We start from the raw sequence: 12398 nt of genomic DNA on the forward strand, positions 1-12398 counted from the left end.
CCAGACCCCGCTCACCGGCGTCGAGAAGCACCGTCGCTTCCCTGCGACCTGATCCAAACGACAGGCCCCAGCGGGCCGTCGACCTACTACCCCGCCTGGCAGGTGCACCGCTGAGCGCACGACCGCTGGAGCTGCCGATGCCGACCGCCGTTCGTCTTCCGTATCCGTCACTGCCGGTTCTGCTGGCTCTGCTGCTGGTCCTGGCGGGCGCCGGGCCCGTCGGGGCGGTGGAGCGGCCCGTGGTCGAGCTGTCCACGTCCCAGGCGGGAACGGGCGGTTCGCTCACCGTCAGCGGCAGCGGCTGGCGGCCTCGTGCCCTGCTGACGCTGCTCGTGTGCGGGCAGGCCGAGCCGGAGCGGGGCGTGACCGGCGGTACCAACTCCTGTGCCAACGCCGACGGCCGGACCGTCACCACCGGCGCCGACGGGCGCTTCCGCCGCGAACTGCCCGTCGTGGAGCCGCCGGTGCCGTGCCCCTGCGTGGTGCACGTGGCGACCGTGACGGGAGCCGCGGCCGAGGCCGACGCGGCCCTCCAGGTCGCCGGGCACGCCGTCGAGCCGCTGCCCGCGGAAGCGGCCGGCGGACGGCTGTCCCTGCTCACGGACACCCGGCTGCGGGGCTCCGGCGGGCTGCTCACCTGGTTCGGCTCTCCGCCCGCGCGGACCCTCGTGGTCACCGTCGGCAACGTCGGCACCTCCCCTGTGCGGAACCCGGTCTTCCAGGTCGGTACCTCCCACGGCGTGTTCGCCCCCGAGTGGCAGGACCAGCGGTGGCGGGGCACGATCCGGCCCGGCGGCAAGGCCCGCATCGAGCTGCCCGTGGAGCTCGGGGCCGGGGCACACGGCGACTACACCGTGTCATTGAAGTACGGCGGCAAGGTGCTCGCCGAACACCCCTGGGGCGTGGGGCGCCCCTGGGGCGTGACCTTGTTCTGGGCCCTCGTCCTGCTCGTCGTCCCGGCGGCACTGTTCCGCGCGGGCCTGGCCGTGATCGACCACCTACGGCCCCGCCGCCCCGGACACGCGGCCCGCCCGGCCCGCCGCCTGCGGCTGCCCGCCCCCCGCCGGGCGACGGCGACGCCCTGGTTCGCCCCGGACGCCGACCCCCCCGAGGTCGACCAGGACATGAGGAAGGGCCGTCGTACCCCGGGGGGCGACGGCCCTCGTCTCAGAGTCCGGCGGCGGTGATCAGCGGACGTCGCCCATCATCGCCTTGACCTTCTTGCGGTACATGTACACCGCGAAGCCGGCGACGACGGCGAGCCCCGCCTCCAGCGCCACGAAGCCCGTCCTGTCGAGGTTGACCCCGCCGACGGCCGGGTTGGACAGCAGCGCGGTGACGGAGTCACCCGCGGTGACCGCGAGGAACCAGACGCCCATCATCTGGGAGGCGTACTTCGCCGGCGCCATCTTCGTCGTCACGGACAGGCCCACCGGCGACAGCGTCAGCTCACCGACGGTCTGCACGAAGTAGATCGCGACCAGCCACATCGCCGCGGCCTTGTGGCCGCCCTCGGCGATCGACAGCGGGGCGAGGAAGAGGAAGAAGGACGCACCCACCAGCACCAGGCCGGAGGCGAACTTCACGATGGTGCTCGGCTCCTTGCCGCGCCGGTTCAGCCACAGCCACAGCCAGGCGAAGACGGGCGCAAGCGCCATGATCAGGACCGGGTTGACGGACTGGTACCAGGAGACCGGGAACTCCCAGCCGAAGACGGTGTTGTCGGCCTTGTCGCTGGCGAAGAGCGACAGGGTCGAGCCGCCCTGGTCGTAGATCATCCAGAAGACGGCGGCGGCGACGAAGAACCAGATGTACGCGGACACCTTCGAGCGCTCGCCGGAGTCCAGGTCCTTGTCGCGCAGGATGCGGGTGATGACCAGGATCGGCACGATCAGGCCGAGGAGCGTGAGCGGGATCAGCGCCCAGTTGAGGGTGAAGTGGCCGGTGCCGCCGACCAGGGCGTAGAAGACCACGGCGACGGCCAGCCAGATCAGGCCCTTGCGCAGGGTGGCTGCCTTCTCGGCGGGCGACAGCGGGGTCGGGATCTCGCTGCTCCTGGCGTCCAGGTGGCGGCTGCCGAGCAGGAACTGCACGAGGCCCAGCGCCATGCCGAGCGCGGCCAGCGCGAAGCCCAGGTGCCAGTCGACGCTCTCGCCGACGGTGCCGATGACCAGCGGCGCGATGAAGGCGCCGAGGTTGATGCCGATGTAGAAGACCGTGAAGCCACCGTCGCGGCGCGGGTCCTCCGGGCCGTCGTACAGGTGGCCGACCATCGTGGAGATGTTGGCCTTCAGCAGACCGGAACCGACGGCGACGAGGCCCAGGCCGACGTAGAAGCTCGCGGCGGCGGGCAGGGCCAGGCACAGGTGGCCGATCATGATGACCACACCTGCGACGGCGACCGTCTTGCGGGGGCCGAGCACCCGGTCGGCGAACCAGCCACCGGGCAGGGTGAGCAGATACACGAGCGACAGGTACACGGCGTAGATCGCCGTCGCGGTGCCCGCGCTCAGGTGCAGGCCACCCGGGGCCACCAGGTACAGCGGAAGCAGGGCCCTCATGCCGTAGTAGGAGAAGCGCTCCCACATCTCGGTCATGAACAGAGTGGCCAGTCCGCGGGGGTGGCCGAAGAAGGTCTTCTCGGAACCGGGGGTGCCCGGTCGGGCCGAGTCCTTCGTCAGGCTGGACGCCATGGTCGTTCCTTGCTGCTCGGGACGCGCCCCGCTGCGGCGGTGGTGCGCCCGGTGGGGGGCTGCCGGCACCGGTGGGTACGGCCGTCCGTCCGACGCCTACGGGGTCCGCTCCGGGTCACGGAGCGGTGGGCGGTCGCCACCGGGATCCACGCCTCTACGCGCGTCGCCGCACTGCGAGGCCCGGCCACAGGTCGTTTCACGTGGGGGGCCGGCGGGAACCGGCCCGCACACAAAAGAGACCCTCAGGGCAAACAGCCTCCGAAGGTCGCCGTGGTGCTACAGGCGTTGATTCACCATACGGCAGGACACCGCCGTATATGGAAGGACTTGAGACACGGATCACAGGTGTCGGGGGAACCTCACGCGCCGTTTCCAAGGTCCTTACCGCGATCACACCTCACAGGCAGAGGTTCGTGCACCTACCCCCGGTACGTAAGAGCCGGGTATGCCAACGGTAAGAATCAAGGATTCCGGTCACACCCCAGCTCAGGGCGTTGCAGGTCTACCATCACCTCATGACCCGTGTACTGCTCGCCGAGGACGATGCGTCCATCTCGGAGCCGCTGGCTCGTGCTCTGCGCCGGGAGGGCTACGAGGTCGAGGTCCGCGAGGACGGACCCACCGCTCTCGACGCCGGACTGCAGGGTGGCGTCGACCTGGTCGTGCTCGACCTCGGTCTGCCCGGTATGGACGGTCTGGAGGTGGCCCGCCGCCTGCGTGGCGAAGGCCACGCCATCCCGATCCTCATCCTGACCGCGCGCGCCGACGAGGTGGACACCGTCGTCGGGCTCGACGCGGGTGCCGACGACTACGTCACCAAGCCGTTCCGGCTCGCCGAACTGCTCGCCCGCGTCCGGGCCCTGCTCCGGCGCGGCGCCGCAGAGCCGCAGCAGCCGCCCGCCACGCACGGCGTGCGCATCGACGTCGAGTCGCACCGCGCCTGGATGGGCGAGGAGGAGCTCCAGCTCACCGCCAAGGAGTTCGACCTGCTGCGGGTGCTGGTGCGCGACGCGGGCCGGGTCGTCACCCGCGACCAGCTGATGCGGGAGGTCTGGGACACGACCTGGTGGTCGTCGACCAAGACCCTCGACATGCACATCTCCTGGCTGCGCAAGAAGCTCGGCGACGACGCGGCCAACCCCCGCTACATCGCCACCGTGCGCGGTGTGGGTTTCCGTTTCGAGAAGAGCTGAGCCGAGAGGCGGGCTCGGGTAACAGGACATGCGTCGCCGACTGATCCAGTCCACGCTCGCCGTGGTACTCGTCGTGATCGCCGTCTTCGGCGTCTCCCTCGTCATCGTCGAGACCCGGACGATCAGCAACAGCGCCCAGGAGCGGGTGGAGTCCGAGGCGGTGCGGCTGGCCAGCATCGTCGACAGCAGGCTCTTCGTCGCCCAGCAGGTCGACGCGGAGGTCCTGCGCGAGCAGGTCACGCAGGACCGCTACTACGCGGTGATCCGGATCCCCGGGGAGTCGCCCATCGAGGTCGGCATGAAACCCGCCGGGGACGTCATCACCGCGACCGCGCCCGGTGAGGAGGGCGAGACGGTCACCGTCCAGGAACCGCGCTCCTCGGTGACCCGTGAGGTCGGCCGGACGCTGCTGATCATCGCGCTGGTCGCACTGCTGGCGGTGGTGGCCGCGGTGCTGCTGGCCGTCCGCCAGGCGAACCGGCTGGCGTCGCCGCTGACCGACCTCGCGGAGACGGCCGAGCGGCTCGGCTCGGGCGATCCCCGCCCCCGGCACAAGCGCTACGGGGTGCCCGAGCTGGACCGGGTGGCGGACGTGCTGGACGGCTCCGCCGAGCGCATCGCCCGCATGCTGACCGCCGAACGGCGACTGGCCGCGGACGCCTCCCACCAGCTGCGCACGCCGCTCACCGCGCTGTCGATGCGGCTGGAGGAGATCACCCTCACCGACGACCTGGAGACGGTGAAGGAGGAGGCGACGATCGCGCTGACGCAGGTCGAGCGGCTGACGGACGTCGTGGAGCGGCTGCTGACCAACTCCCGCGATCCGCGCACCGGCTCCGCCGTCACCTTCGACCTCGACGAGGTCATCCAGCAGCAGCTCGCCGAGTGGCGGCCGGCGTACCGCAGCGCGGGCCGGGCCATCGTCAGCTCCGGCAAGCGGCATCTGGAGGCCGTCGGCACGCCCGGCGCGGTCGCGCAGGTCCTGGCCGCACTGATCGAGAACTCCCTCATGCACGGCGGCGGCACGGTGGCCCTGCGCACCCGCGTCACGGGCAACCAGGCGGTCATCGAGGTCACGGACGAGGGGCCCGGCATCCCCGCCGACCTCGGCGCCCGCATCTTCGAACGGGCGATCAGCGGCCGCAACTCCACGGGCATCGGCCTGGCGGTGGCCCGCGACCTGGCGGAGGCCGACGGCGGCCGCCTGGAAATGCTCCAGACGAAACCCCCGGTGTTCGGCCTGTTCCTGTCCCGCACCCGCTTGTCCAAGTCCCAGGACGACGAGCCGACGGTCCGCTAGGGGCTGTCGGGGCACGGGGGTGCCCACCTGGCCTCGGGTCACCCGAAGGGCTACGGCACCTGCTGCTTGGTCTTCGGGGGGCTGGCCGGCTCGTTCTGCAGGACCGGGTCCGGAATCGCCGGCGTCTCCCGGGAGGGGAGTGCGCGGAACACCCACGAGCGGTAGGACCAGAAGCGGAACAGGGTCGCGACGCCGATGCCCAGGAACTTGAAGACGTTGTTCTGGAGCGGGGTGTCCCAGCCGAAGCCGTACGTGGCCGTGTACAGCACGCCGTTCTCGATGACCAGCCCGATCGCGCTGAACAGCAGGAACAGGGTCATCTCACGCGTACGGCGGCTCTTGTCGCGGTCGCGGTACGTGAAGTAGCGGAAACCGACGTAGTTGAAGACGATCGCGACGACGGTCGCGATGACGCTCGCGCGCACCACCTGGAGGTCGGTGGTGTGCCGTACCAGGTTGAAGACGACGAGGTTGACCAGCACCCCGGCACCACCCACCGCGCCGAATTTGGCGACCTCGTGAACGAGCCGTCGGAGCCGAGAAGCACCATGTCCCATGGTCGTGCAGGCCCCCGTCCGGTCGTCGGCGTCAACCCAGCCATGCTAACCACCCTCCCGCGCGATCTTCCTGCGCATGCCGGTGGGCGGCCGGAGACGGTCCGTTCAGGGCCGGGGAGGGAGGGGAAACCGGCCACTCTGGCGCGGCCGATACCCTGGGGGAGTGACGTTCCCGGTAGTCGGCATGGTCGGCGGTGGCCAGCTCGCTCGTATGACACACGAGGCGGGCATCCCGCTGGGCATCAGGTTCAAGCTCCTCAGTGACACCCCGCAGGACTCCGCTGCGCAGGTCGTGAGCGATGTCGTCGTCGGCGACTATCGCGATCTCGACACGCTGCGCGAGTTCGCCCGTGGGTGCGATGTGATCACCTTCGATCACGAACACGTACCCACCGAGCACCTCAGGGCTCTGGAGGCGGACGGCATCCCCGTGCGCCCCGGCCCCGACGCGCTCGTGCACGCCCAGGACAAGGGGGTGATGCGCGCGAAGCTCGACGCGATCGGCGTCCCCTGCCCCCGGCACCGGATCGTGTCCGACCCGCAGGACGTGGCCGCCTTCGCGGCCGAGGGCGGCGGTTTCCCCGTCGTCCTCAAGACCGTCCGCGGCGGTTACGACGGCAAGGGCGTGTGGGTCGTCGACTCCGCCGAGGAGTCCGCCGACCCCTTCAAGGCCGGCGTACCCGTGCTCGCCGAGGAGAAGGTCGACTTCGTCCGCGAGCTCGCCGCCAACGTCGTGCGCTCCCCGCACGGGCAGGCCGTGGCCTACCCGGTCGTGGAGTCCCGCCAGGTCAACGGCGTCTGCGACACGGTCATCGCCCCCGCCCCCGACCTCGACCACGCCCTGGCCCTGCGGGCCGAGGAGATGGCGCTGAACATCGCCAAGGAACTCGGCGTCGTCGGCCACCTGGCCGTCGAGCTCTTCCAGACCCGCAATGACGACGGGTCTTCCGGTGTCCTCGTCAACGAACTCGCGATGCGCCCGCACAACTCCGGCCACTGGTCGATGGACGGTGCCGTCACCAGCCAGTTCGCCAACCACGTCCGCGCGGTCCTGGACCTGCCCCTCGGCGACCCGCGCCCGCGCGCCGAGTGGACGGTGATGGTCAACGTCCTCGGCGGCGACTACCCGGACATGTACTCCGCGTACCTGCACTGCATGGCCCGCGACCCCCAGCTCAAGATCCACATGTACGGCAAGGACGTGAAGCCCGGCCGCAAGGTCGGTCACGTCAACACCTACGGCGACGACCTGGACGACGTGCTGGAGCGCGCCCGTCACGCTGCCGGCTACCTGAGAGGCACCATCACCGAATGAGCCCTGTTGTTGGCATCGTCATGGGGTCGGACTCCGACTGGCCCGTCATGGAGGCCGCCGCCAAGGCCCTCGACGAGTTCGAGATCGCCTACGAGGTCGACGTCGTCTCCGCGCACCGCATGCCGCGCGAGATGGTCGCCTACGGCGAGCAGGCCGACGGCCGCGGGCTCAAGGTGATCATCGCCGGGGCGGGCGGCGCCGCCCACCTGCCCGGCATGCTCGCCTCCGTGACCCCGCTGCCGGTCATCGGCGTGCCCGTGCCGCTGAAGTACCTCGACGGCATGGACAGCCTGCTGTCCATCGTGCAGATGCCGGCCGGCGTCCCCGTGGCCACGGTCTCCGTCGCCGGTGCGCGCAACGCCGGTCTGCTGGCGGCCCGCATCCTCGCCGCGCACGACGAGGAACTGCGCGGCCGTATGCGCGACTTCCAGCAGGAGCTCAACGACCAGGCCACCGAGAAGGGCAAGCGCCTGCGCTCCAAGGTCGAGGGCTCGGGCGGGTTCGGCTTCGGCGCGGGGAAGTGACGACGATGACCTCCCTGGAGGCGGCCCGGGAACTCCTGAGCGAGTTCCCGGTCGTCGACGGCCACAACGACCTGCCCTGGGCGCTGCGCGAACAGGTCCGCTACGACCTGGACGCGCGGGACATCGCCGCCGACCAGAGCGCCCATCTGCACACCGACCTCCCCCGGCTGCGCGCGGGCGGGGTCGGCGCGCAGTACTGGTCGGTGTACGTCCGCACGGACTCGCCCGACCCGGTCGCCGCCACGCTCGAACAGATCGACTGCGTCCGGCAGTTGCTGGTCCGCCATCCCGGGGACCTGCGTCCCGCGCTCACCGCGGCCGACATGGAGACCGCCCGCGGGGAGGGCCGTATCGCCTCGCTCATGGGAGCGGAGGGCGGCCACTCCATCGCCAACTCCCTGGGCACCCTGCGCGGCTTGTACGGGCTGGGCGTGCGTTACCTCACGCTCACCCACAACGACAACGTCGACTGGGCGGACTCCGCGACCGACGAGCCGAAGGCCGGCGGTCTCACCGCGTTCGGCCGTGAGGTCGTCCGGGAGATGAACCGGCTCGGCATGCTCGTCGACCTCTCCCACGTGGCCGCCACGACCATGCGGGACGCGATCGACACGAGCTCCGCCCCGGTGATCTTCTCCCACTCCTCCGCCCGGGCCGTGTGCGACCACCCGCGCAACATCCCGGACGACGTCCTGGAGCGGCTGCCCGCCAACGGCGGTGTCGCGATGGTGACGTTCGTGCCGAAGTTCGTGCTCCAGGCCGCCGTGGACTGGACGGCCGCGGCCGACGAGAACATGCGCGCCCACGATTTCCACCCCCTCGACACCACCGCGGAGGCCATGAAGGTCCACCGCGTCTTCGAGGAGCGGCACCCGCGCCCGGTCGCGACGGTGTCGACGGTCGCCGACCACCTGGACCACATGCGCGAGGCGGCTGGCGTCGACCACCTCGGCATCGGCGGCGACTACGACGGCACGGCCTTCACCCCCGACGGCCTCAGCGACGTCTCCGGTTACCCGAACCTCCTCGCGGAACTGCTCGACCGCGGCTGGTCCAAGGCCGACCTGGCCAAGCTGACCTGGAAGAACGCGGTCCGGGTCCTGGACGCGGCACAGGACGTGGCCCGGGGGCTCCAGGCGACGCGGTCGTCCTCCAACGTCCGCATCGAGGACGTGGACGGCTGAGTCGCGCTCCGACGTGACCTTGGCCGGTGTGCGCTCCCTGCGGCCCGGCCCGGCCGTCTGCGCCGACGGCGGGCTGTTGAAGAACGGCTACAGCGGGTAAGACCGAGGTGGACCTACCGCGTTATCGCGATTTCTCGGATCGAGCCTGGCGTCGACAGGGCCCGAGCCGCCCGGGTGCGAGCTCCCGGCGCCGGGCGAGCTGCCAGGAGTGGCAACTCGGCGTGCGAAGGGGGCGGCATTGGCTGAGGATCGGGGTGCGGTTTCATGGCGGAAGAGCAGTTACAGCAGCACGGCGGAACAGTGCTGCGAGATGGCCGTGGTCGCCGGGGGCGTACTGGTTCGCGATTCGAAGTGCCCGAGCCGCGTGGTGCTCGCCTTCACACCGGACGCCTGGCGTACGGCCTTGGTGTGGATGTCCCGCCCCCTTCCGGGCCGGGCGGCACCATGAGCGAATCGGATGCGGACGGACGTGAGATGAGCGGCCCACGCCGTGAGCGGTCGACGACCAGGGAGCCCGGTTTCCTCGGATACTGCCTGGTGACCGGTGTGCTCGCCTCGGCCGCCGGGGCCGGCGCCTCGCTCCTCGGCGGGACGCTGTGGGCGCGGCTCACGATGTGGGTGACCGTGCTGATCGGCGTATCCGCGGTCGCGGGATGGTGGTGGGTGCGCTCCCCGGCTACGGCGCGTCATTGGACGGTTGATCTTCTGGTGCGTCCGGCAGCAAAGGACGTATCGTCTCGAAGAGCCTGATGAACGTGCGGACCAGGAGGGGGCCTCCGGCCACGCTGCCCATCCAGCAGATCTCCGGGGGGACGCCCATCCGGATGCCGGCGTAGGCCACGAGCGTGGAGACGGCGGACGAGAACACCACGAGAGCGGCGACGTTGCGGACCACCCGTATGACGTCGTCCACATGGGCCCGTCGGCGCCGGATGTTCTGCTCGGTTTCCGCCTTCTTCAGCCGGAGCAGACGAGCGCACGCCTCGCGGCCGGCGATGGCTCTCCGCACCAGAGCGGTGTGCTCGGCGCCCTGGGGCCGGTGACCGGGCCCAGGGGCGGCCACCGGGCGCGTCGAATCGGCGCGCACCTTACCGGGAGACGGCTCCGTCCTGCGGCGCCTCTTCCTCCCCTTTTCCGTCGTCATGGCTTCCCCTGGGCCCCCGTGGCACGCTGAACCGGCGGTCAGGTGCGGTGGAATTGTTCGATGAGGTCGTCGAGCAGCGCCACCGTTTCGTCCTCGGTCAGCGCCTTGTTGCGCAAATCCTCGAAGCACTCCTGGTACCGGGCGACCAGTTCACGGTCGTCCCGGTTCGTCAGCATGCCTCCCGGGCCGGCCATGTAGAGCACGTCCTCGTCGGCCTGGAAACCCAGGAGGAAGAAGGTGCTGTCCAGGCTGTCGTGCGCGCCTGCGGTGAAGGGCAGAGCGCGGAGGGTGGCACGGCTCTCGGTGATCAATTCCTTGATGAAGCCCAGTTGGCGCCGCATCGTCGCGGGGCCGCCGATCTGGCGGCGCAGGGCCGCCTCGTCGAGAATCATCTCCACTTCGGGGCCGTCCTCCTGCAGGACCCGCTCCTGCCGGGCCATGCGGAGATCGATGTGCTGCTGTGCCCTGGGGTTGGGCTGGCCTGCCTCGAAGAGCGCGGACACGTAGTCCGCGATCTGCAGGTGACTGGGGATGAGGCTGGGGTGGTAACCCTTGATGGCGTTCGCCGCGCTCTCGTACCCCAGGTACTGGGCGAACGGCTGGCTGATGATGTCGTTGTACTCGGACCACCACGACTGGCCTTTGCTGCCGCGAGCCGCTTCTTCCAGTTCCGTGACCAGGTCCGGATCTTCCACTCCGTATTCCTGGAGCATCGCCCGAAGGTCTGTCACGGAGAGGCTGACCGAGCCCGCCTCGATCCGGATCAGCTTGGACAGCGACCACTCGAGCACTTCGGCTGCCTGCCGCTGGGTCAGGCCGCGCTTGTCGCGGGCGGCCTTGAGGGCGAGACGCAGCTTGCGGCGGTTGAGGCTCGGGTCCACGGACCTGGGCATGGCGCTCCTTCGGGAGAGTGACGGCGGCGAAACAGCACTTGGCGTGCCGAAACTTTCCCATCCTACGGGCGCGAATCGACTGTCATCCATCCGAGTGACTCGAATGGCTGCATGCTTGACGCTGCCGTCAATCCGGGGATACCCGAACGACACATGTCTAATCGACCTGCGCCGGTGCGGGCCCAGTGAGTGGTGCAGGTCACATCACGGGGAGGAACGGCTGAGCGGTCGTGGTGCTGAAGAGGCAGGAAGGGCCCGTGGCCGCGGCCCCGGGCCGGGGAGCGGAGGACGGCCGGTGTGATCGCGGCGGCGTACTCCGAACGCTCCGCCCATCAGGAACCGCTCCGGGCTCCGTGCGACGGTGACCGTACCTCACGAACGACCGTACGGAGCCGCCATGGCAGACCTCCAGGACGACCTGCGCCCCACCGCCGCGGCCGCCGGCGAGTTCGACGAGCTGGCCGAGCCGTACCCCGACGAGGGTGTCGTCACGGCGGAGTCCTACGAGCCCGTCTCCGATCCGGAGGACGCGCCCATGGCCCGGGCGCACGCCATCCTCGCCGCACACCCCGTCGCCGACGGCTACAACGGTCTGCCCTGGGCGCTCAAGCGCCTGTCCTGGTACGACCTGGAGGACGGCGAGAGCACCGTCGACACGGATGTGCCCCGGCTGCGCAGCGGCCGGGTGGGCGCACTGTTCTGGTCGTTGCACCTGCCCGAGGGCCTCGACGGCGACCGGGCCGTCGGCGCCACCCTGGAGCAGCTGGACCTGGCGAAGACCATCGTCCGGACCTGCGAGGGCGGCCTGCGGCCGGCCTGCACGGCGGGCCAGGTCGCGGACGCCCGCAACTGCGGTCGCGTCGCCGTGCTCCTCGGCCCCGCCGGCGCCCAGGCTCTGGGCGACTCGATCGGCATCCTGCGCCAGCTGCACCTGCTCGGCCTGCGCGTCCTCACGCTCACCGGGGTGTCCTGGGCCAGCGATGCCGGGCTGACCCGGTTCGGCGAGGAGGTCGTGCGTGAGATGAACCGCCTCGGCGTGATCGCGGACCTCTCCGGCGCCTCCGCCCAGACCGTCCGCCGCGTCCTGAGCCTCTCCCGGGCCCCCGTGCTGTGCAGCCGCTCAGCGGCCCGGAGCCTGCGCCCCCACCCGGTCAACCTCCCCGACGACCTGCTGGCGGAGCTGGGTGCGGCCAAGGGGCTGTGCCTGGTGCCGCTGACCGCCGAGCAGACGGGCCCGACCGTCCGCGATGTCGCCGACCATCTCGACCACATCCGCGCCGTGGCCGGGGCGCACTGCGTCGGACTGTCCGGCACCTACGACTCCGGAGCCGCCCACCCGCAGGAGCTCGGCGACACCTCCTGCTATCCGCGGCTGATCGCCGAGTTGCTGCGGAGGGGCTGGGAGGAGGCCGACGTGGCCCTGCTGACCTGGGGCAATGTCCAGCGTGTCCTGCGCGGCGCCGACTTCACGGCCCGCGCCGCACAGCAACGCCGCGAGCCGTCGACGGCGACGATCTCCGATCTGGACGGGTAGCGGGCCGGCCGACCGGGCCGGATCAGGCGTGCACCCGACCTGACCAGGCGTGCACCGGGCC

General features: G+C 70.7%; 12 protein-coding genes. 8 read left to right on the top strand and 4 right to left on the bottom strand.

Annotation, left to right across the window (positions count from 1 at the left end):
• The first annotated feature begins 137 nt into the window (after window positions 1-137).
• The gene (locus ACFU3E_RS29655) at window positions 138-1187 is read left to right on the top strand and encodes a hypothetical protein (RefSeq protein WP_384164884.1); all 1050 of its coding nucleotides are present in this window, start codon (window positions 138-140) and stop codon (window positions 1185-1187) included.
• Here the strand turns inward: ACFU3E_RS29655 and ACFU3E_RS29660 are convergent, their stop codons facing one another.
• Window positions 1188-2693, bottom strand: coding sequence for a peptide MFS transporter (locus ACFU3E_RS29660; protein ID WP_384164887.1), 1506 nt, complete (start codon window positions 2691-2693; stop codon window positions 1188-1190). It abuts the gene before it with no gap.
• Window positions 2694-3208: 515 nt separating this feature from the next.
• Here ACFU3E_RS29660 and ACFU3E_RS29665 point away from each other — a divergent pair.
• Both ACFU3E_RS29665 and ACFU3E_RS29670 read left to right on the top strand, forming a co-directional pair.
• Window positions 3209-3886: a response regulator transcription factor gene (locus ACFU3E_RS29665; protein WP_345662418.1), complete on the top strand. Its 678-nt coding sequence runs from the start codon at window positions 3209-3211 to the stop codon at window positions 3884-3886.
• Between the two features lie 28 nt (window positions 3887-3914).
• On the top strand, window positions 3915-5186 hold the full coding sequence (locus ACFU3E_RS29670; protein WP_384164891.1) for an ATP-binding protein: 1272 nt from the start codon (window positions 3915-3917) through the stop codon (window positions 5184-5186).
• A 50-nt stretch (window positions 5187-5236) separates the two neighbouring features.
• Here ACFU3E_RS29670 and ACFU3E_RS29675 read toward each other — a convergent pair whose 3' ends face one another.
• Window positions 5237-5743, bottom strand: coding sequence for a GtrA family protein (locus tag ACFU3E_RS29675; RefSeq protein WP_384164895.1), 507 nt, complete (start codon window positions 5741-5743; stop codon window positions 5237-5239).
• 163 nt (window positions 5744-5906) lie between these two features.
• Here ACFU3E_RS29675 and ACFU3E_RS29680 point away from each other — a divergent pair, with 163 nt between their 5' ends.
• From ACFU3E_RS29680 to ACFU3E_RS29695, 4 genes are all read left to right on the top strand, one after another.
• Entirely contained in the window at window positions 5907-7058 is a 1152-nt protein-coding gene (locus tag ACFU3E_RS29680) for a 5-(carboxyamino)imidazole ribonucleotide synthase (RefSeq protein WP_384164898.1), read from the top strand.
• A complete protein-coding gene (gene purE / locus ACFU3E_RS29685; RefSeq protein WP_078885255.1) occupies window positions 7055-7582 on the top strand; it encodes a 5-(carboxyamino)imidazole ribonucleotide mutase in 528 nt (175 codons plus the stop codon). The genes ACFU3E_RS29680 and purE overlap by 4 nt, the downstream gene beginning before the upstream one ends.
• 5 nt (window positions 7583-7587) lie before the next feature.
• Window positions 7588-8766 (top strand): dipeptidase, encoded by a 1179-nt coding sequence (locus ACFU3E_RS29690; RefSeq protein WP_384164901.1) that lies wholly within the window; start codon window positions 7588-7590, stop codon window positions 8764-8766.
• Window positions 8767-8974: 208 nt separating this feature from the next.
• Window positions 8975-9214: a DUF397 domain-containing protein gene (locus tag ACFU3E_RS29695; protein WP_384164904.1), complete on the top strand. Its 240-nt coding sequence runs from the start codon at window positions 8975-8977 to the stop codon at window positions 9212-9214.
• A gap of 228 nt (window positions 9215-9442) precedes the next feature.
• Here the strand turns inward: ACFU3E_RS29695 and ACFU3E_RS29700 are convergent, their stop codons facing one another.
• Together ACFU3E_RS29700 and ACFU3E_RS29705 are read right to left on the bottom strand one after the other, a co-directional pair.
• Window positions 9443-9775: a hypothetical protein gene (locus ACFU3E_RS29700; RefSeq protein ID WP_384164907.1), complete on the bottom strand. Its 333-nt coding sequence runs from the start codon at window positions 9773-9775 to the stop codon at window positions 9443-9445.
• 173 nt (window positions 9776-9948) lie between these two features.
• On the bottom strand, window positions 9949-10803 hold the full coding sequence (locus tag ACFU3E_RS29705; protein WP_384164910.1) for a helix-turn-helix domain-containing protein: 855 nt from the start codon (window positions 10801-10803) through the stop codon (window positions 9949-9951).
• 397 nt (window positions 10804-11200) lie between these two features.
• On the opposite strand from ACFU3E_RS29705, the gene ACFU3E_RS29710 reads away from it, so the two are divergent.
• Window positions 11201-12337, top strand: coding sequence for a dipeptidase (locus ACFU3E_RS29710; RefSeq protein ID WP_384164913.1), 1137 nt, complete (start codon window positions 11201-11203; stop codon window positions 12335-12337).
• Window positions 12338-12398 lie beyond the last annotated feature (61 nt).

Source organism: Streptomyces sp. NPDC057424 (assembly GCF_042803315.1).
Classification (GTDB): domain Bacteria; phylum Actinomycetota; class Actinomycetes; order Streptomycetales; family Streptomycetaceae; genus Streptomyces.

Bases quoted from the DNA above. Each gene is read 5' to 3' on its own strand.
- ACFU3E_RS29655 (WP_384164884.1), top strand. From the start codon at position 138: ATGCCGACCGCCGTTCGTCTTCCGTATCCGTCACTGCCGGTTCTGCTG.
- ACFU3E_RS29660 (WP_384164887.1), bottom strand. From the start codon at position 2,693: ATGGCGTCCAGCCTGACGAAGGACTCGGCCCGACCGGGCACCCCCGGT.
- ACFU3E_RS29665 (WP_345662418.1), top strand. From the start codon at position 3,209: ATGACCCGTGTACTGCTCGCCGAGGACGATGCGTCCATCTCGGAGCCG.
- ACFU3E_RS29670 (WP_384164891.1), top strand. From the start codon at position 3,915: ATGCGTCGCCGACTGATCCAGTCCACGCTCGCCGTGGTACTCGTCGTG.
- ACFU3E_RS29675 (WP_384164895.1), bottom strand. From the start codon at position 5,743: ATGGGACATGGTGCTTCTCGGCTCCGACGGCTCGTTCACGAGGTCGCC.
- purE (WP_078885255.1), top strand. From the start codon at position 7,055: ATGAGCCCTGTTGTTGGCATCGTCATGGGGTCGGACTCCGACTGGCCC.
- ACFU3E_RS29690 (WP_384164901.1), top strand. From the start codon at position 7,588: ATGACCTCCCTGGAGGCGGCCCGGGAACTCCTGAGCGAGTTCCCGGTC.
- ACFU3E_RS29705 (WP_384164910.1), bottom strand. From the start codon at position 10,803: ATGCCCAGGTCCGTGGACCCGAGCCTCAACCGCCGCAAGCTGCGTCTC.
- ACFU3E_RS29710 (WP_384164913.1), top strand. From the start codon at position 11,201: ATGGCAGACCTCCAGGACGACCTGCGCCCCACCGCCGCGGCCGCCGGC.